The 19,665-nt window shown below is 37.7% G+C and carries 14 protein-coding genes, 1 tRNA gene and 1 riboswitch; of the genes, 5 read left to right on the top strand and 10 right to left on the bottom strand.

Annotation, left to right across the window (positions count from 1 at the left end):
* Positions 1-36 precede the first annotated feature (36 nt).
* Both C8K15_RS03500 and C8K15_RS03495 read right to left on the bottom strand, forming a co-directional pair.
* Complete coding sequence (locus C8K15_RS03500; RefSeq protein ID WP_108585037.1) at positions 37-522, bottom strand: amidase domain-containing protein; 486 nt, start codon at positions 520-522, stop codon at positions 37-39.
* Positions 523-759: 237 nt separating this feature from the next.
* Entirely contained in the window at positions 760-1,353 is a 594-nt protein-coding gene (locus C8K15_RS03495; RefSeq protein WP_233260368.1) for a site-2 protease family protein, read from the bottom strand.
* 348 nt (positions 1,354-1,701) lie between these two features.
* Here C8K15_RS03495 and C8K15_RS03490 point away from each other — a divergent pair, with 348 nt between their 5' ends.
* The gene (locus C8K15_RS03490) at positions 1,702-1,971 is read left to right on the top strand and encodes an ATP-binding protein (RefSeq protein ID WP_108585036.1); all 270 of its coding nucleotides are present in this window, start codon (positions 1,702-1,704) and stop codon (positions 1,969-1,971) included.
* Positions 1,972-2,096: 125 nt separating this feature from the next.
* On the opposite strand, the gene C8K15_RS03485 is transcribed toward C8K15_RS03490, so the two are convergent.
* The 3 genes from C8K15_RS03485 to C8K15_RS03475 all read right to left on the bottom strand — a co-directional run bounded on the left by C8K15_RS03485 (position 2,097) and on the right by C8K15_RS03475 (position 4,595).
* The gene (locus tag C8K15_RS03485) at positions 2,097-2,642 is read right to left on the bottom strand and encodes a DUF6241 domain-containing protein (protein ID WP_108585035.1); all 546 of its coding nucleotides are present in this window, start codon (positions 2,640-2,642) and stop codon (positions 2,097-2,099) included.
* A gap of 280 nt (positions 2,643-2,922) precedes the next feature.
* Positions 2,923-3,804 (bottom strand): 5'-methylthioadenosine/S-adenosylhomocysteine nucleosidase, encoded by an 882-nt coding sequence (locus tag C8K15_RS03480; protein WP_108585034.1) that lies wholly within the window; start codon positions 3,802-3,804, stop codon positions 2,923-2,925.
* A gap of 295 nt (positions 3,805-4,099) precedes the next feature.
* Positions 4,100-4,203: riboswitch (purine riboswitch) on the bottom strand.
* A gap of 321 nt (positions 4,204-4,524) precedes the next feature.
* Positions 4,525-4,595, bottom strand: a tRNA-Ala gene (locus tag C8K15_RS03475).
* Between the two features lie 159 nt (positions 4,596-4,754).
* Here C8K15_RS03475 and C8K15_RS03470 point away from each other — a divergent pair.
* Together C8K15_RS03470 and C8K15_RS03465 are read left to right on the top strand one after the other, a co-directional pair.
* Positions 4,755-5,786 (top strand): DUF2804 domain-containing protein, encoded by a 1,032-nt coding sequence (locus tag C8K15_RS03470; RefSeq protein WP_108585033.1) that lies wholly within the window; start codon positions 4,755-4,757, stop codon positions 5,784-5,786.
* 310 nt (positions 5,787-6,096) lie between these two features.
* On the top strand, positions 6,097-9,207 hold the full coding sequence (locus C8K15_RS03465; RefSeq protein WP_108585032.1) for a S8 family serine peptidase: 3,111 nt from the start codon (positions 6,097-6,099) through the stop codon (positions 9,205-9,207).
* A gap of 86 nt (positions 9,208-9,293) precedes the next feature.
* On the opposite strand, the gene C8K15_RS03460 is transcribed toward C8K15_RS03465, so the two are convergent.
* Together C8K15_RS03460 and kynA are read right to left on the bottom strand one after the other, a co-directional pair.
* On the bottom strand, positions 9,294-10,022 hold the full coding sequence (locus C8K15_RS03460) for a glycerophosphodiester phosphodiesterase (protein WP_108585031.1): 729 nt from the start codon (positions 10,020-10,022) through the stop codon (positions 9,294-9,296).
* A 13-nt stretch (positions 10,023-10,035) separates the two neighbouring features.
* Complete coding sequence (gene kynA / locus C8K15_RS03455; RefSeq protein ID WP_108585030.1) at positions 10,036-10,896, bottom strand: tryptophan 2,3-dioxygenase; 861 nt, start codon at positions 10,894-10,896, stop codon at positions 10,036-10,038.
* A gap of 211 nt (positions 10,897-11,107) precedes the next feature.
* On the opposite strand from kynA, the gene helD reads away from it, so the two are divergent.
* Positions 11,108-13,333, top strand: a complete 2,226-nt coding sequence (gene helD / locus C8K15_RS03450) for an RNA polymerase recycling motor HelD (RefSeq protein ID WP_108585029.1) — start codon at positions 11,108-11,110, stop codon at positions 13,331-13,333.
* A gap of 593 nt (positions 13,334-13,926) precedes the next feature.
* Here helD and C8K15_RS03445 read toward each other — a convergent pair.
* The gene (locus C8K15_RS03445; RefSeq protein ID WP_108585028.1) at positions 13,927-14,799 is read right to left on the bottom strand and encodes a GNAT family N-acetyltransferase; all 873 of its coding nucleotides are present in this window, start codon (positions 14,797-14,799) and stop codon (positions 13,927-13,929) included.
* Between the two features lie 121 nt (positions 14,800-14,920).
* Here C8K15_RS03445 and C8K15_RS03440 point away from each other — a divergent pair, with 121 nt between their 5' ends.
* The gene (locus C8K15_RS03440) at positions 14,921-15,997 is read left to right on the top strand and encodes an acyltransferase family protein (protein WP_108585027.1); all 1,077 of its coding nucleotides are present in this window, start codon (positions 14,921-14,923) and stop codon (positions 15,995-15,997) included.
* 37 nt (positions 15,998-16,034) lie between these two features.
* Here the strand turns inward: C8K15_RS03440 and C8K15_RS03435 are convergent, their stop codons facing one another.
* Both C8K15_RS03435 and C8K15_RS03430 read right to left on the bottom strand, forming a co-directional pair.
* Positions 16,035-17,858: an ABC transporter ATP-binding protein gene (locus C8K15_RS03435; protein ID WP_108585026.1), complete on the bottom strand. Its 1,824-nt coding sequence runs from the start codon at positions 17,856-17,858 to the stop codon at positions 16,035-16,037.
* Complete coding sequence (locus tag C8K15_RS03430) at positions 17,839-19,581, bottom strand: ABC transporter ATP-binding protein (RefSeq protein WP_108585025.1); 1,743 nt, start codon at positions 19,579-19,581, stop codon at positions 17,839-17,841. Before C8K15_RS03430 ends, C8K15_RS03435 begins: the two co-directional genes overlap by 20 nt.
* Between the last annotated feature and the right edge of the window lie 84 nt (positions 19,582-19,665).

The raw sequence follows: 19,665 nt of genomic DNA, 5'->3' as shown, positions 1-19,665 counted from the left end.
ACTTTTTCAGTGGCCTCGGGAGCCCAAGGGTTTTTTTCATGTGAATGAATCTTTTATATGGAAAAATATATAGCTCGTTTCATCTAAATAAGCTGGAGAAGAAGTGTATCGCCAATCTCTTTGCCGACTACTTGCTGTATGGGCATTTACCAATGGCTCCCTCCCATTAAAACCCGTCACTATGGTCGTATGGTCGAAACGACCATCACCTTGAAAATCATAGCTAATGACATCTCCTAATTGTAAATCACTGGCATTCGCTACTTTTGTAGCTTGCAAACCAACAGTCGACGTATCTAAGTACCAACGAAGTCCGTGCGATGTGCTCCAACTAAAGCTCCATGTGCCCCCACCTATCCACCAGCCTTTATCGCGCCTTGGATAGCCGCGCATGGGTGCCCCTCCTGCCCTTAAACATTGCGAGATATAATTCGTGCAATCAACGTCAAAGACAGGATAAGCAGGATTATTTGAATTCCACCATGTATTTGCATATTGAACAGCCGCCTGGCGATTGTACATGTAAATTCCCCCTCATGAGAGATTATGTAACAATCGAATAAAATAGAAGAATGAATCGTGGTACTGGTGTTCCAATTTGACGAAGAACTGAGCTCCTTTTCAAAAAGAGCTTTTAATTTGATATAAAACGACGAATATAATAACCATTTTCAGGTATTTCAAAATCGATTTATGCAACCGTTATTCCTTGACAATGACAAAACCACTCATGAAATTCATGAGTGGTTCATAAGTAAATTATGGCAAGAATAACTCATAAAATGAATAGAACGAATTTATTACGATACCTATACTATTGCTGATAAACGGAATAATAGTGAGGTCACCAATGGGTGTTAACATTACCACTAAAAATACAATGGATCCGTAGGTTTCTAAAGGTCTAAGTTTCATCTGCATTTTCGTTGGAAATAAGCTTGAGATAATTCGATAGCCGTCTAATGGAGGTAACGGCAATAAATTAAAGACACCTAATACCACATTTAGTGAAACAAAAATGTTAAGAAATGATTCGAACGAATGGTTTACTGGTAGAAAATAAATTATACTGAACCCAATAAATGCTAAAACAAAATTACTAAGAGGTCCAACTAAACTTACGATAATGGATTGGATACGTCTTGTTGCAAAGTAAGAACTATTGACTGGTACTGGTTTTGCCCAACCAATTCCTGCGATAAAAATTAACAATGTTCCAAATACATCCAAGTGTTTGAGTGGATTTAGTGTAACTCGTCCAGCATTTTTTGCCGTGTCATCACCGAAAAACGATGCCATCCACGCATGCATGAATTCATGGAGTGTAAATGCAATAACCAATGTGATTAACACATTTGGAATTTCTGCTAAAGAAAATGCTAAAAATTCTATTCCGTCCGCCTGCCTTCAATCTATTTAATTTGCTACCTCGCAATTTCTGCAAAGCTATTCGTGAATCTAATGTACCATTTTACAAGATGAGTTTCACTAAAATTTTACTATTATTTAACTTCATGCTAAACCATACAAATCGCCATTTCAGATTCATTATTGAGTAGCGATTTTTATTACAAAATCACACTTCTTCATTTCGACGAAACATGCTTAATGTATATTGATTATATTTTTAATTATCTAAAAAATTTTTTATTGGAAGGAAAAGAAGAATAAATTGTCGAATAAGAGAAGGAACTACTAACTATCATTCTAAGACTCAAACAATGGAACGAAGAAGGTTTACTTAAACCAGCCTTTTTTAATGTTATTCAGAATGGAATCGAATCGATGCGGGCGGGCGGAACACTGAAAATAGGCATTAAATTGGACGACAGTATGATTGAAATGAATGTAATCGATTATGGTGTGGGAATTCCGGAAGAGCGTTATCAGAAGTTGGGCGAGCCATTTTACTCAAACAAAGAAAAAGGATTTGGTCTGAGCTTAATGCTTACCTATAAAATAATTGAATAACACCACGGGAAAGTATCCATCCAAAGCAAATTAGGACTCCGCACACAAGTCACCATTTCGTTTCTTGTTTCCAACATATAGTTTAGAATCAAGAAAAAAGGCATTCACAATCGTGAGTGCCTTTTTTAATCATAATATTTTTCAATATACTCTAATTCTTCTTCATAGCTGAGAATGCCTGTTGCTCGACCAATAGTACCGCCTTGTAGCGACCAAATTTCATTATGATCTCGATCAATTTCTGAGAAATCATTTTCCGACCAACGTGTAAGAATTCTCAAGTACAAGCCTGAATTTGAATATTCATTCTTGTTGGTTTCAATTACGTCAATTAATCGAGTTACTCGCTCAGTAGTTAAAGGTAAAAACCCCCACTTTTCGTCTGCTTCAATTTTTTGATGAGACATTGCATGAATTTTGTCAGCTATTTGAGAATCTAACATCGTCATAGGAAATTCTTCTTCTATTGGTTCCTTAATTCCTTCATCTACTTCAATGATTTTCCCACCATCTTTAGTTGCTTTTTCAGTGATGGTTCCTTCTTTTTTTATGATAGGAAGATTTTCACCATAAACACTATAAACACTAAATCCTATTAAGCCTAACAGAGCGATACTTAAAACAATTTTTTGAAGTTTAGTGAATTTGGATTTTGTGTTTGATTCCTTCATATTTCACTCCCATTAGAAATTTAATCCATGCAGTAGTTGAATGATTGTTATGAGTAAAACCAAGATATAATCTTTATATTAGTGTAAATAACTTACATTGAAAAGTAATTATTTTGAATTCATCATATATTGACAATATGTCCGCTTTATCGACTCATAAATTAAAAACCACCTCCTTAATCCAAGAGATTAAGGAGGTGGTTTAGTATCGGAATTGAACTGACTTTGCCAACATGCCTTTTACTGAAAATCACACCTTAAGCAATGTGATTTTATTAAATTATTCGCTTGGCTTTGCAGATATATATTGTTTAACTACTTCATACACATATTCCTGACATGCAGTTGCCGTATCTGGGTTGTATTGACCACCATTCACTTTGTTATTAGATAACACTCTAATCCCCAAAAATGGTACATCATAAGCTTTAGCAATTTGTGCTGCCGCTGCACCCTCCATTTCTTCTACAGATGTTCCAAACTTAGTATGGAACCATTTAATTCTATCAACTTCATTATTCCAAACGTCTGCAGAACCTATAGTACCCTCGACAATTTTCCCCTTAGAGTATTTGTCTTTAACTGCATTAGCAGCTGTGAGTAACTCCTTATCACCCTCGTAGAAACGAGCTTTTTCAGCATCAGGATCTTCTCCTGCACTTCCTTCAGAAGCCATCAAATCCATAGGTTTCCATGTAGTTGGATCAATTCCTTCGTTTTCTCCCTTATCACCTGTTTTTAAAGCACCCAGGTTTGTCGTTCTTTTTCCTAAAACAATATCAAATACGTTTAAATTCGGATCATGTCCACCTGATGTTCCTTGATTGATTATTGCTACAGGGTTATATTTTTCAATCGCCACTGCTGTAGCTGCTGCTGTATTTTCCATTCCTTTACCTGTTTTTGCAACGATTACGGGGTAATCATCTAAAGTTCCTATGTAAAATACAAAATCCCCTGATTTTTCTTCTTTAACATTTTCTAGCTTTTGTGCAAATTTTTCCGCCTCTATTGGCATTGGACCTTGAATCATAATTGGTCTTTGATCATTTTCTTTAACAGTTTCATTTTTCGAAGTTGAATTACAACCTGCTAATACCGATACTAACAGTAAAGCAATAATTCCTAATAAAGCGTATTTTTTTAACATATTGTTTTTCATTAAAAATCTCTCCTTAGTCCTAATATTCTCTCCGGCCGAACCATTCTTTATCTTTAAAACAATGTGATGATGATAGTTTCAAACTATTATTAAAACTGGTGAAATATATTTGAGAAAGACTATGGTCACTTTCCTTTCCGTTTTCCTCCTTGGTGTTTGAAGATTTTTTCCATAGAAAAAAGTCTAGAAAATAGAATGATTTCTACCTTCTAGACCTACGAAAGTTAAAGTAAAAATAATGAAGCAAAAATAAGCTAATGCTAAATCATAAAATGGTAGTGGCAAAAAAGCCAAACGACCGAATACTTTAACTCGTAGTCCAGTTCTTTCATTGGGAACTAGGTAGAAACGCTCAGACCATATTACCGAGCATATACGAGAATAATATTAAAATTATTATGTTGATAATATAACAAACTTATAAAAGACATTCAACAAAAAGGTGAATATTAAGTTCTAAATAACTAGTTAATGTTCGTCTTTTAGGATTAAATGGTAGGCAAATCCGAGATTTAATGAATAAAAATTCATTTTTCAATTAAAAAGCTTCGTTTTTTGAAAAGTAACCTTGATATTAAACAAGGTCAAACGTATGTGATATACGAATTCAATAAAAAAATAGCACTTCCCTATTCTGTAATCCAGAAATAGTGAAAATGCTAGTTATGCTTCACTCAAATTCGATTTTTATATAACATAAAATTTGATTGATTCAAGGTATGGAGCCGAGCAGAATCGAACTGCCGCCTACACAATGCCATTGTGTCATTCTCCCGTTAAACTACGGCCCCGTATTATTTGATGGAGTATATCTGGTTACACAGAAAACCTTCACACTGTATGCTTGATTCTTTTCCAGCTGAGCTAATACCCCTTCATGAATATCTTTGGTACAATAAGTATTATATAGCAATATTAAGTGATGATTCAATAGGCGAGAGGGTGGCGAGATGCAAAAAGTACAACAACACGCAGAACGTGAGATCCTAGCACCAATATCTTTATGTGATTCAAAAGGAAATTTAAATCCTGCTGCCATCGGTTTTTCACGAAAACCGTTAATTGATAGTAATTTATCTGGTCATTTCATGCGTAAGAAAAAATGGAATTATTGGTGTGTTTACGGTGAAGACATTTTGTTCTCAGCCACCATACGCCATATAGATTATGCGACCATTTGCTGTGTCTATTTCTTAGATTATGAAACTCAGCGCTTTTTTGAGAAGACAGTCACTATTCCACTTGGACAACGAGTGCATATGCCCAATCAAGTTTTAGAAACCGTGAAGTTTTCAAATAATGAGATGAGTGTTCAACTTTTACATATGCAAAATGAAACTCATATGGCCGTAACGATTTCAAATTTTGATGGCGATTTGCTTCATGCTGATTTGCACATAGAACATCCTGAAGGCGACGATTCGCTGAATGTGGTGATTCCTTGGAATCGTCAATTATTTCAACATACAGCAAAACATCACACACTGCCGACACGAGGATTTGTAAAAATTGGAGACAAACGCTATTTATTTAATCCAGAAGAAAGCTACGCGATACTTGATTACGGTCGTGGTGTTTGGCCAAGAACCGCTTCTTGGCACTGGGCGATGGCTTCCCAACGTGTAGGACATAAGCGTATAGCTCTTAACTTCGGCGGGAAATGGACAGATGGTACAGGAATGACCGAAAATGCTGTTTTTGTTAATGGGAAAATGTCGAAAATCTCAGAAGATGTTATTTTCACCCATGATGAAACAGACTTCATGAAACCGTGGCATATTAAATCAAAGTTTTCTCAAGATGTGAATCTAACATTTACTCCGTTTTTCAAACGCGAATCAAAACTAAACGCTCGCCTCGTTAAGTCTAATGTTTATCAAATGGTTGGTTATTATAACGGTGTGGTTTATTTGCAAGATGGCTCACGTCTTGCTATAACTCAATTACTAGGGAGTATAGAAGATCATAACGCAAAATGGTAACCAAGCAGTGACACCCTACTTCTTATCGCTTTAAAATAAAAATCCTTATTTCCCTACTCGAAGGGAAATAAGGATTTTTCCAGTTAGTGATCAATGATAACTCAATCACGTTGAAAACATGGCTTACGTATGGACTAATTCTATCAATAGAACAAGTTTAGTTTCATTAATTTTTCATTAATAAATACATAATCAAGCGTAACTTATAATAAAATATACACTTGTAAATATTTCCTAGCTGTTCCATTTACGTGCCGTTAAACTATGATATATTTACTAGTAATAGAACGTTATAGGAGGATTAAGTACTATGAAAAAAATCGGATTTTTATTAATGACTTTACTTTGTTTTTTGCTGCCCGCTTCGCTTTCTGAAGCAGAAGAAATAAAGGTAACACCTGAGATTTCAAAATTTAACACGGACTCACGTTTTGATGAATCTAAGGACTTTGAAGTTAGACAATTGATTGTCAAATTCAAAGTTTCAGTTACAGAGAATCAAAAAACGGAAATTTTAGATTCTAAAGATTTAACAAAAATTTCAACTCAAGACACTGGGAACTTTACTCTTGTATCTATTCCAAAAAATTCTGATCTGTCTAAAGTGGCAGAAGACTTATTAAAACATAATCAGATAGAATATGTAGAGCCAAACTACCAAGTGACAAATAGTTTTACACCGAAGGATCCCATGTATTCGAAGCAATGGCATTTAAAGAAAATCCAAGCTTCAAAGGCCTGGGATCAAACGAAAGGTGCCTCTTCTGTAATCGTTGCAGTTATCGATGGCGGTGTGCAAACAAACCATCCTGATTTAAAAGGTAAAATAGTTTCCCCATACAATGCTGTTACAGGAGGGAAAACCTTTTCTTCTGATGACCACGCGACCCATGTAGCAGGTATTATAGCTGCTACTTTAAATAAATCCGGAGGAGCCGGAGTTGCACCGAATGTGAAAATTATGCCTATTAATGTTTTTAGGGGTGCAGGGGCGAATATGTATGATGTAGCCAATGCTATTAGATATGCTGCTGACCACGATGCAGACATCATAAATATGAGTCTAGGCGGACCCAACTACAGCAATATTCTCGACTCTGCTGTTGAGTATGCAAAATCAAAAGGTGTCCTGCTTGTAGCTGCAGCAGGGAATGAAAACACATCTGCCTATTCTTATCCAGCTTCACTAAATGGAGTAATTAGTGTCAGTGCAACTGACAGTGGAGATGAAATTACCGACTTTTCTAATTATGGATATAGTATTGATTTTGCAGCACCTGGTGAAGGTATCTATTCTACTGTTTCTGGAGGAAAGTATCGTGCAGAAAATGGAACGTCTATGGCATCCCCTGTTGTTGCCGGAGTTGCCGCTCTAATTCTTTCTAAGAATCCTCTTATGACAGCTGAGCAGGCGGAAACCGTTCTACAAAAATCTTCTGTCGATTTATGGAGAACAGGTTGGGATTACTTATATGGATATGGACGTGTAGATGCATACAAAGCACTTCAAAAAACCTCTTCCCCTATTTCCAATATCACTTTGTCATCTGGACCTTTTACTATGACCGGCTCAAATAAAAAAACGATTGCATTCAGCGCTTTCAAAGGTTCAAAAGTATCTCTATACATCCAAAACTCGAAAGGCACGACTGTTAAAAAGCTAATTACAAACAAAGCTTGGTCAGGCGGGAAAGTTTCTTCATCATGGAACGGCACTCTTGATAATGGAAATTATGCTGCTGGAGGTACTTATAAGATTGTCGCTAAGGTTAATGGTAATGGTAATAATGTATACAAAAGTGCCGCTTTAAAAGTTGTAGATAAGGTCGTTCCTTCCATTAAGATTACTGGATCAGCTATCTATTCACCTCCCGTTAAAGGGAAATTAACAATCCCTTATGAACTAAATAAAAACGCCAAGATTACTGCTCAAATTAAAGATAAAAATAATAAAGTAATCAAAACCATTCTTAACAATACTTCTGTTTCAGCGGGTAAGAAATCGATTGTATGGGATGGTAAAAACAGTAAAGGCAAAAAAGTCAGTGATGGCTCTTACAGCCTTGCAATGTCTGTTATTGATGCTAATAAACTCAAAGGCACTTCTCGTAAATTTGCGATAACAGTTGACTCAATCAGTCCAAAAGGTAAAACATCTTTGACACCAGCTATTTTCAAAATGGACGGAGCAGTAAAAAACATCGGCAAAATCGATGTCAATGAAACTGTCTATTTGACCGCCTATGTAACAACGGACAAAGGAGTCAAAATTAAAAAGATCATCAACAACAAAAACATAAAAAAAGGTGCCTTGGCATTAACTTGGGATGGAAAGAATGATAAAAAGCAGTTTGTTGCTGAAGGAAAATATTACTATTTGATTGAACTTCGTGATGTTGCAGGAAATAAAGCAACTGTGAAATCAGCTCTTTTCACTTTGCAAGACTGGTTTAAGCCCGTAATTCAGGGTTCGGCTGATTTCTATTTCAATGCTGAAGGAAATGCGTCGTTCCCTTATACTTTAAGCAAACCTGGTAAGGTTACTATTCAAATATTAAATAATGGAACCGAAGTTCGAGCTGTTGAACTCAATGTCCCCAAAGCAAAAGGAAAGCAACAATTCGTCTGGGATGGTAAAGATCAATCAGGAAGCCTACTTGAAGAAGGCAAATATTCTTACAAAATTGCTATTGTAGATGCTTATAAGTTGACTCATACCTACGCAGGGAATATGCATGTTGCCTTAACCCCTATTGAAATTGAATATCCAACTACCGTGCAATGGACTTATTACGGCGATGATGAAAAAACTGCAGAGGTATATTATCAATTATCTGAGCCAGCAAAGGTGACCGTTGAAATTTATGACGGGAGCACTAAGGTAAGAACTATAATGACAGGAACAACAGTCACTAAAGAAATTAATTACTTTGAGTGGGATGGGTATAATGACGAAGATTATCCTGTCTATGGTGATGAGTACACTTATAACATAAAGGCCATTAATAACGCAGGGAAAACAAAGACGATTACAGGGAAAATTACAGATGATGAGTATCCAGAATGGCTAGTGTTGCAAGAATACTTTTTCACTCCATCCGATGAATATTCTTATAAATACTCGCACCTTAATTTAGAACTGACCGTTACTAAACCTATGAAAGCTTCACTTTATGTATTTAATTATTATAGTGAAGAAAGAACGGACTTGATAGAATACGACTTAGTAAAAGGAATAAACGAGTTGGTTTATGAGAAGGAAGATATTTGGGATAATAATATTTACTTTATTGGATACACGGATGATTTAGGCAATGAATATTATTACGGATTTGACGAAAACTCTTACGATGAAAATTCAATCGAAACACAACAGTTTGAGTCTGATGTGAATCGAGAATTAGTGGAACAACTGAATTAATTAAAAAAGGGAATCTCCAAGTGTTTGGAGATTCCCTTTTGTTTTAAATTTTTCATTTAAAGGACATTTTTTGAGGTTCGTCCCCCTCAAACTTCCCCTTTTTCTAACACCGACTTCATTCTTTCAGGAAAATCAGTAAATATCGCATGTACCCCTCGTTTTTCCAAAGCATGTGCATTGACCTCATCATTTACGGTAAACACGCGAATTATCGCACCTTTGAGTAAAGCTTCTTTGGTCGTCTTGCGATGCGCAGATGGCAAATAGATATGCAGAGCATCTGCTGGAACAATACGGGCGTAATCATATGCATCCACAAGCACGTCCATAGTCAATATAGCCACTTTTATGTGGGGAGCTAATTTTTTGAAATTCCGAACGGCTTCATGATCAAATGACGAAATTAACACTCGATCAGACATCCCCATTTTTTCTACCAAATATAGAACTTTCTCTCCCATTCCTTCATAAGGGAAAATGTCTGATTTCAATTCAATATTCACATGATGTGCTGTTTGTTGAAATATCTTTAATACCTCTTCTAAAGTTGGAATTGATTCCCTTGCAAATTCTTCATTAAACCAATTTCCGAAATCATAAGCACGTAATTCAGCAAGTGTTAGGTCTTTGACATATCCGACTCCGTTTGACGTGCGATCGATTGTTTCATCGTGAATGACAACTAACTCTCCGTCTTTTGATAAATGAACATCCAGCTCGACACCATGAATTCCAAGACGAGCAGCTTCTTCGAATGCAGCGAGTGTATTTTCAGGATGCGTGCCAGATGCACCGCGGTGGGCATATATTTTCATACCTAAAACCTCCTTAAATTTCGGTGCGCAATGTCCAAAGTTCTGGGAAGAAATATTGGTCTAAAACTTTTTTCAAGTAATTGACCCCTGATGATCCCCCTGTCCCCTGCTTAAATCCGATAATTCTTTCCACAGTTTTCATATGACGGAAACGCCATTGTTGAAGCCAGTCTTCAATATCTACGAGTTTCTCTCCTAATTGATACAACTCCCAGTAAGTATCGACATCTCGATATACGGTCGTCCATGCTGCTAAAACACTAGCATTTGGTTCATACGGAGTGGATACATCACGCGTAAGAATGGCTTCATCTATTGGTAGGCCTGCACGTGCTAGCTTGCGAATCGCCGCATCGTATAGTCCAGGTTGATGGAAAGCATCCGTTAGGGTGTTCAGTAAATCTTCGTCTTTTTCGTAAATTTTCAATACATGCTTTGTTTTATAGCCAAGCGCAAACTCGATCATGCGGTATTGATATGATTGAAAACCACTAGCATTTCCAAGTGACGAGCGGAACTCCATATATTCGGCAGGAGTTAATGTGGATAAAACATCCCATCCTTGAATTATTTGAGTTTGAATCTTCGATACTCGTGCAAGCTGTTTAAATGCTGGCTGTAAATCATCTTTTTCAATATTCGTAATCGCTGCGCGAAGTTCGTGCAAGATGAGTTTCATCCACAACTCAGAAACTTGATGGATAATGATGAATAAAGCTTCGTCGTGGTGATCACTTAACCCATCTTGTGCTGTTAACAGTTTATCTAAATGAAGGTAATCCCCGTATGTCATTTCTTCTTTGAAATTTGTATGTAATCCCGATTCCCCTTGTGCCGCACGGTTTTGTCCGTTGTCTAATGATTTTTTGTCCATCATAAAATCCCCTTTATTCTCTGCTTTCACTCAACTAGGCTATCTGTATTATGACATGAGCAAGTAAACTTTAATATACTACTTGAATTTTTCGAAAATTCTTATTGCAATGAGTTATTAAACTATGTTACGATTCTATTCTGTTTTCAAACCCCAACATCTTCATTTCATCACTTTGCAGGACGCAAAATTCTTCATATCGGAGGACTGTATGACACAGAAACATCCTGATTTTGAGCAAGAGCAAGAGCGCCTGACCTACACCAAAAAATACATGCAACAGTTACTCGACGAATCTAAACGAGATGTGAAATCTGCTCAAGAAAATATTCGTCATTCGATGGCTGATCTCGACTACTTAGATTCAAGTTTAAGTTATATGAACATTTTAACAAACGCTCGGTTTTTCGAAATGGCTCGTTCTCAAAAAGAGGGATTAGAAGCCATTCAGCAAAAACCTTATTTTGCGCGCATACATTTCCAAAAAGACGGAGAAGACAGTGAAATGTTGTACATCGGTAAAACGTCTTTATTCCACCGTGAAACGCAAGAGCCAATTATTGTGGATTGGCGCTCACCCGTCGCGAATGTGTATTACGATGGACGCCTCGGTGATATTGAATATGATGTTCGAGAAGACACTTTTTCAGGACATCTATTTTCAAAGCGTCAATATACGATTGAACAAGGCGAGTTACAATCCGTTCGTGACATTGATTTAACGACCAATGATGAGCTTCTGCAAGAAGCCCTATCTGGAAAAGCAGATGTCCGCTTAACTGAAATTGTATCGACCATTCAAGCAGAGCAAAATGAAATCATTCGTGCCCATTTAAAACAACCTATTCTTGTACAAGGTGCAGCTGGTAGTGGAAAAACGACGATTGCTCTCCATCGTATTTCGTATTTCCTCTATACGATGGGCGAACATTTTCCTGCTGAGAAATTAATGATTTTAGCTCCATCCAAATTGTTTATGGACTATATAGCGGATGTTTTACCAGAACTCGGGGTAAGCAAAATTTGCCAAACCACCTACGAAGAATATGTCTTACAAGCAACTAGTATTAAATTGAAACTAAAAGATTCTAATTTGAAGTTAGCCTCTTTGACTGAACAAGATCAGCCAGACGAAATGATGCTGTGGCAATCCCAAATGAAAGGTTCACTTTTTTACAAAGAATTAATAGATGCCTTCCTCAAACAATACGAGAAATCGGTTGCCGATCAATTTGAAGATATTTTCATTGAAAGGTATAGAATTATGCACGGTTCAAGATTAAAAAAACTATTTCTTCATGACTTTGCATATATGCCGATAGAAAAACGATTAGAACGCATCAAAGTGATTTTACAATCTCACGTCCGTCAAAAGAAAAAAGAGATTCTCTTAATGTTAAATAAAAAATACGATGATGCACTAGATCGAGCATTAAATGGGATTCGTGATGCAGCAAAACGCAAATCGGAAGTAACGAAGTTTATTGATGAACGTGATCGGCGGATTCCCTTGATTGAAAGAGAATCAAAAACGACTGCTTCTTCTTATCTAAGACGATTTAAGAAAGCGAACATTAAAAAGATGTATCGTTCATTTGTAACGAATGAAAATTTAATTAACAATCATACACAGCACTGGTCTGCCGAACAAAGACTCGCTTTCCTTCAATCGAATTCAGTTGAATCGTGGGAAGTTGAAGATTTAGCACCTCTTTATTACATGCATGCTCGACTAAAAGGTATACCTGATGAATGGAAAATGCGTGTAGTTTTTATAGACGAAGTGCAAGATTACAGTATTTTTCAACTCGTCGCTTTGAAAGAAGGCTTAGAAACGGACATGTTCACGATGGTAGGCGACTTAGCGCAAGGTATACACAGTTACCGAGCACTTACTTCCTGGGATCCAGTCGTTGAATTATTCCCAAGAGCTACATATAAAACGCTTCAAAAAAGTTATCGGACGACCATTGAAATTATGGATATGGCCAACGGTATCTTGCAGCAAATGGATGAGGATTTACCTTTAGTTGAACCTGTTGTTCGTCATGGCAAAGAGCCACAATTTTATGAAATGACGACACTGGATGGTCAACGAATCGTTACACTACTACAGGAAATACGTAGTCGTGGCCACCATTCTATTGCACTTATTTGCAAGACGACCACTGAAGCAAAGTCAATCGCCAGACAACTCGAAGATTTCCTTTCTATTCAATTGCTTAGTGATCATTCAGATATTGACCAGAAAAAGTTACTCATAGTTCCTAGTCATTTAGCAAAAGGCTTAGAGTTTGATGCGGTATTAATCGTAGCGATTGAAACACCTTTCCGAAAACATTCAATCGACCGTAAGTTGCTGTACGTCGCCATGACAAGACCGATGCATGAACTGCACTTAATTGCACCGACACGCGATTACTTTTTATTGAGCTAATATTGTTTCATTTAACGTTTCTTCCATTGTGAAGAAACGTTTTTTGTTTTCGACCATTCAGAATGAGTTTCCACTCACTCAGTTTGTGTTTTCGACCACTCACTGGAGGTTTCCGCCCACTCAACATGTATTTCCAACCACTCACTGGAGGTTTCCATCCATTCGCCTGGAGATGAACACCAATCCTCTCGAGGAAGACAGACTAACTTCTATCTAACTTTCCTTAATCATGTTTCACCTACTCAATTTCAGTATTTCATCCTTCACTTTAATTTCCACCCACTCACTGGAGGTTTCCATCCATTCGCCTGGAGATGAACACCAATCCTCACGAGGAAGACAGACTATTTTCACATACAACTTACCTTAATGATGTTTCACCTACTCAATTTCAGTATTTCATCCTTCACTTGGGTTTCCACCCACTCAGTTTGTGTTTCCAACCACTCACTGGAGGTTTCCGCCCACTCAACATGTATTTCCAACCACTCACTGGAGGTTTCCATCCATTCGCCTGGAGATGAACACCAATCCTCTCGGAAAAGACACACATCGATTTACATGCTCACTACAGGAAAAACTCCCGCAACCTATCAAATAGTTGTGGGAGTTTTTACGTAATAATCAACTTGTAAAACTGGTTTAAATCCAGCTTTTTCATATACAGATAATGCTTTATCATTGTCTATTTCGACATCTAGCATCACTTCTTCACTGCCTTTTCGGAATCCTTCTTCTTGGACAAAAGCTAGTAGCGCGGAACCTATACCTTGTCCTTGATGTGATGGATTCGTAGCTAATGCTGTTATCCATAGTGTGTCTCGTTCTTCAACAGCGGTAACTGTACCAACGACTTCCCCTTGCTTTTTGGCAACAAAGACATGTCTAGATGGATTTGACACATTAAACTCTATCATTGTGTGGACCTCATCTTCGGTGTCACCAAAAGCACTCATTAGGATTCGTGTTAGGTCTTGTCTTTCCGATGTGAATGGGACAATATCCACTTCTGAATTTAATGCGACTGTTCTATTTTCCGATTTTAATGTAGCTTCAGAAAAGTTCCATTCGTAGCCTTCTTTCAGTAAAAAAGCAGCGCCTGTATGTGATTCTTTAATAGTAAGAGCAAGTTCACTTTCACATCCGCGAACTTCAAAGTTTCGTTGTAATTCTAGTATTAACGCATGTCCGAGTCCTTGTCTTCGGAAATCATGATGTACTAGAGCACTCCATTCATACGAATGAATACCGATCATATCTACTGCTGTAATGACCCCTATTACCTCGTCACCCGCGTACGCAAGAACCGCGAAGCCCTTTGACAGTGGGTCTGTAATGACGGGAAGATTTAATACTTGATCATAATTAATGCTTTCTAGTGCTTCACTTTTTCTAACTAATGCCTGAATTTCACTTGATGTTTCAACGTCCAAAGGGAACGAAACTGTCAATATGGTAATGTCCACAAGTATTTCCACCTTTCTTTCATTGCTGTGTCTATTGTATTTCATTTCAGTAACAAGTGTTTATTTCCACTATTAAACGGATATATACTTACATCAGTTTGAATAATTGGAGGAGCTAGTCATGGAGAAAAAACGTTTATCTTGGGTGGATGTTACTAAAGGATTTCTTATGATTCTTGTCGTTATCGGTCACTACCCTGGGCAACTTGATTTCCCTCTTGCGAAATATATTTATTGGTTCCACATGCCTGCTTTCTTCATTTTGAGTGGGATGTTTTTTAAACCTATTTTAGAAAAAGGGCTTACAAGACAAGCCATTCACAAACGCTTTATGCAGTTAATCGTACCATATTTATTTTTTCTTGTAACAATTACAGTGATTCGTTTCGGTATGGAAATTGGATCAGGAAATTTGGATGTTTCTTGGTATTTAAATGATTTATGGACACTAGTAATCGGAGGTCGCTTTGCACGAGGTGCTTATGGTGTATTCTGGTTCGTAACTACTTTGTTCTTTACTTACTTATTCTTTATTTGGATGACAAAATACTTTAATCGTGCAAAACAAATTGCGATATTGGTTGTCTTTTATCTGATTGCTCATTTAGAGAGTTTGTTTGTGATGCGAGTTGTCGGAGGTGCGCCTGATGAAGCTTCTCAAACAATCCCGATGATTTGGAATATAGACGTGGCACTTATGGCAGTTGTTTACTTCTCACTCGGATATTATATGAAAAACATTTGGCAGAATGTCACAAAACCTTGGTTAATTACTGGCTTGATTGTCAGTGGTACAGCTATTTCACTTGATTGGTTTAAAGTGATTGATTATCACTTAAGTATGAAATTCTTACGCTATGATCACCTCATATTAGATTTAGTTATTCCGCTGTCCATGACTCTAGTTTTTGTCGGGGTATTTCAGTTCATTGCATCACGTATGTCGTTAAAATGGTTACAGAAAATCGAAAAGCATTCCATTTCTATCATGTATCTACACATCTTTACTGATATTGTGTTAAACGATTACTTCAATTATGGCATCATTGGATTTACTGCCTTTGGATTAGTTGTTCCAATCGGTGCTTCAATCATCATCCAAAAGCTGGTTCCGCACGGCAAATTATTTCTTGGAGGATTTTCACCGAAAAAACGCAAAGCTCCTAAACCTACTACAACTAAACCTCTCATTAACTAAAAGAAGCTGAACCTCGTTTTTGAGGCTCAGCTTCTTTTTATACTTTTGCTTCGTTCAACATCTGGTAATACAAACCTTTTTGGGTAATGAGTTCTTGTTGACTGCCTGATTCCATTAGTTGCCCTTGGTCCATAACATAGACGACGTCTGCTTGTCTGACCGTATTTAAACGATGGGCGATAACAAAACTTGTACGTCCTTCCATTAATCGTTCCAATGCTTCTTGTATCTTCATTTCTGTTACCGTATCGATGCTACTCGTTGCCTCATCTAATAATAAAATAACCGGGTCTGCAACGAGAGCTCGTGCGATTGATAGCAACTGTTTTTGTCCTTGACTGATTTCTCCACCGTCTGCGGTTAAAACGGTGTCATACCCTTCAGGCAATTTTTCAATAAAGTCATGGGCATTCGCTTGTTTTGCGGCGTCCATTATTTCTTCATCTGTTGCATTTAATCTACCGTAGCGAATGTTATCTTTTACAGTAGCTTCAAATAAAAATGGATCTTGTAGAACAAAAGCAATTTGACTACGTAAGGTTTGTCGAGGCAATTCATGTATAGGGATATCATCAATCCGAATTTGACCTTCATTGGTTTCGTAAAAACGAGCGAGCAATTGCATAATGGTTGTTTTTCCTGCACCTGTTGCGCCAACAAGTGCTGCAGTTTCGCCAGGTTTCAAGGTGAAGCTGACATTGCGAATGGTATGGTCATCATCTGATTGTTCGTATTTAAAGGACACCTTATCAAATTCAACTTTGCCTTTTAATACAGTGTTCTGTTCCGAAGTAGCTTCATCTTTTTCAATCTCTTCATCCATAATAGAGAATACTCGCTCCGCTCCAGCAATTGCTGATAACACCGTGTTAAATTGGTTGGCTAAATCGTTCAAAGGGCGTGTAAATTGACGCGCATACTCAGAGAATATGACAATGGTTCCGATTGTCACATGACCATATAACGCAAGCAAGCCCCCGACTCCTGCCACAATCGCAAAACTAGCGTTATTTAACATGTTCATAACTTTCGGGATGAAACCTGAATAAGTTAACGCCCAAAATCCTGTTCTTCGTAGACGTTCACTTTTCACAATAAATTCATCCGTTACCCTATCTTCTTGTGAAAAGGCTTTGACAATTCGTTGTCCTGAAATGGTTTCTTCAATCATTCCGTTTAAGTCACCAACTGCTTGTTGTTGTTCTTTAAAAAGTTTCCCCGTTCTTCTCGTAATCCAACGCATGGAGTAAAACATGATAGGAATGATGGTCATCGTCAAAAGCGTTAGCAGCGGGCTAAGCATAAGCATGACAATCACGGTTCCGGTTAACGTTAATATACTTGAGAACACTTGGATAAATGAACTATTTAACGTGGCACTGACATTTTCAATATCGTTTGTTACTCGGCTCATCAGTTCTCCATGTTGTCGTTTATCAAAAAATGACACGGATAATTTTTGGAAATGAGAGAATAAATTAGTTCTCATTCTGTAAATGGTTTGTTGGGCGATACCAATCATCCAATAGTTTTGTAAAAACATCGTCAGGGATAGGAAGAAATAGATCCCGATTAGCCAATAAATCATCGTTTGTAAGCCGACAAATTTACCTGGCACAATGTATTCGTCAATAATTTTACCGAGTAAGAATGGTCCAATCAGTGCTAGTGCTGAACTGACAAATACAAGTAAAAGGACGGTGACTAATAGAGCACGTTGCTCATCCACAAGGTGCCAAATGCGTTTTAACACCCCCTGCCAATCCCCAGCGCGTTCCCCTTTTTTCTTTTTCACAGGAATAATATCTTCTTTTGTCAAAACAGGCTCGTAGCCGAATGGTTTAAATGGAATCTGTCTCATGCGCAGACACCTCCTGTTCTTGTTGAGACTCTGCAATTTGACGATATAAATCGGAAGTTTGGAGTAATTCTTCATGCGAGCCATAAGCAGCGATTTCACCATTGTCTAGTAACAACACTCGGTCGGCACCTTTTGCTGTCCGAATCTTTTGAGTCACAACAAGCATTGTAGCTTCTTCTTTATCCAATGCTTCCCATAGTGCCGCTTCGGTCTTCACATCTAAAGCACTTGTACTGTCATCGAGCAATAAGATTTCCGGTTTTCGCACCAATGCCCGAGCGATTGATAGTCGTTGTTTTTGCCCACCAGATAAATTCACACCTTTTTGTCCTACTCGTGTGTCATATCCTTTTGCGAACTGTTCGATTGATGTATGGATTTGAGCTTGTTTAGCAGCATGTTGCAATTCCTCAGTTGATGCCTCGATTTTACCCCATGCTAAGTTTTGATAAATGCTCCCTGTAAATAACAGTGACTGTTGAGGCACAAGTCCAATGGCTTGCCTTAATTGATCCAACGACCACTTTCTTACGTCTTTCCCATCTACTTTTACTGAACCAGCAGAAGCTTCAAAGAACCGAGGTATGAGTTGCAACAAAGTGGATTTCCCGGTTCCAGTAGCGCCCATGATAGCTAGTTTTTCGCCCGATTTAACGTCAAATGAGATATTTTTCAACACTGGTTCTGGCGAATTAGGGTAGGAGAACGTAACATTATGAAAGCTGATTTCACCTTCAGCAGCACCGAGCATTTTCCCTGTCTCTTCATCCCGTTCAAGTCCTTTATTGACCAGTAATACTTCTTCCATACGTTCAGCAGAAGCTTTTGCACGTGCAATGGCCATAATGATAAAGGAAAACATAGAGAAAGCGCCTGTCATACGCAGAGCATAGTTGACGATTGCTACTAACTCACCAATTTGAGCATTGTTTGTTTTGATTTCAGATGCACCAAACCATAATACGGCAAGTAAACTGATGTTCATGACTAACAATAATAATGGCAAAATGATTTCCATGACTCGTAGGGCTTTCACTGTATCCATTTTCAACAAGTTGGATACTTTTTCGAAACGCGACGACTCAAACTGACCGCGTAGATAAGCTTTGACTAACCGGACCGCTTGTAAATTTTCTTGAAGCACTCGGTTCACACGATCAAGTCGAACTTGAACTAACGCAAAGTAGCTAACACCTTTCTTAACCATGAAATATAAGAAAAAGATGAGGAACGGAGCTCCAATAACCAAGAAAATAGCGAGGTACGCATTGACGATAAACGCCATAATCACACTTCCAATAACGAGTAATGGGGCGCGTAACATGATGCGTAAACTCATAAAGAGCACGTTTTGAACCATTGTTACATCGCTCGTTAATCTAGTGATCAAACCAGCTGTTGGAAATTTCGTGAACGTAGCTACAGTAAACTGTTGCACTTGTTTAAACAAAGCAGTTCTTACATCAAATCCAAAACTTTGTGACGCATGTGAAGCAAAGAAAGAGTTCGTAGCTCCGGATAAGAAGGCTATAATGGCCATAAGCATCATGACCCCTCCCCACGTCCAAATAACAGACACATCTCCTTTCATGATGCCATCATCAATAATTTTTGCGATGATGAGTGGTTGAATAAGCTCGACGGAAAGCTCAATTAGCATTAGGAAAAGAGCGATAGCAATTGGCCATTTATATGGTTTAACATAGGAAAATACGGTTTTCACGTGATGCCCTCCTGAAACTTCTTCGTTAAACGAATTAATAATCTGATTGTTCACTATTATGCCACAACGAGAGCGTTAAAGGTA

Origin of the sequence: Paenisporosarcina sp. OV554 (genome assembly GCF_003058165.1) — a bacterium.
GTDB lineage: Bacteria > Bacillota > Bacilli > Bacillales_A > Planococcaceae > Paenisporosarcina.
Note: the sequence above shows the minus strand (reverse complement) of the source record. Positions and strands in the feature narration are given on the sequence as shown.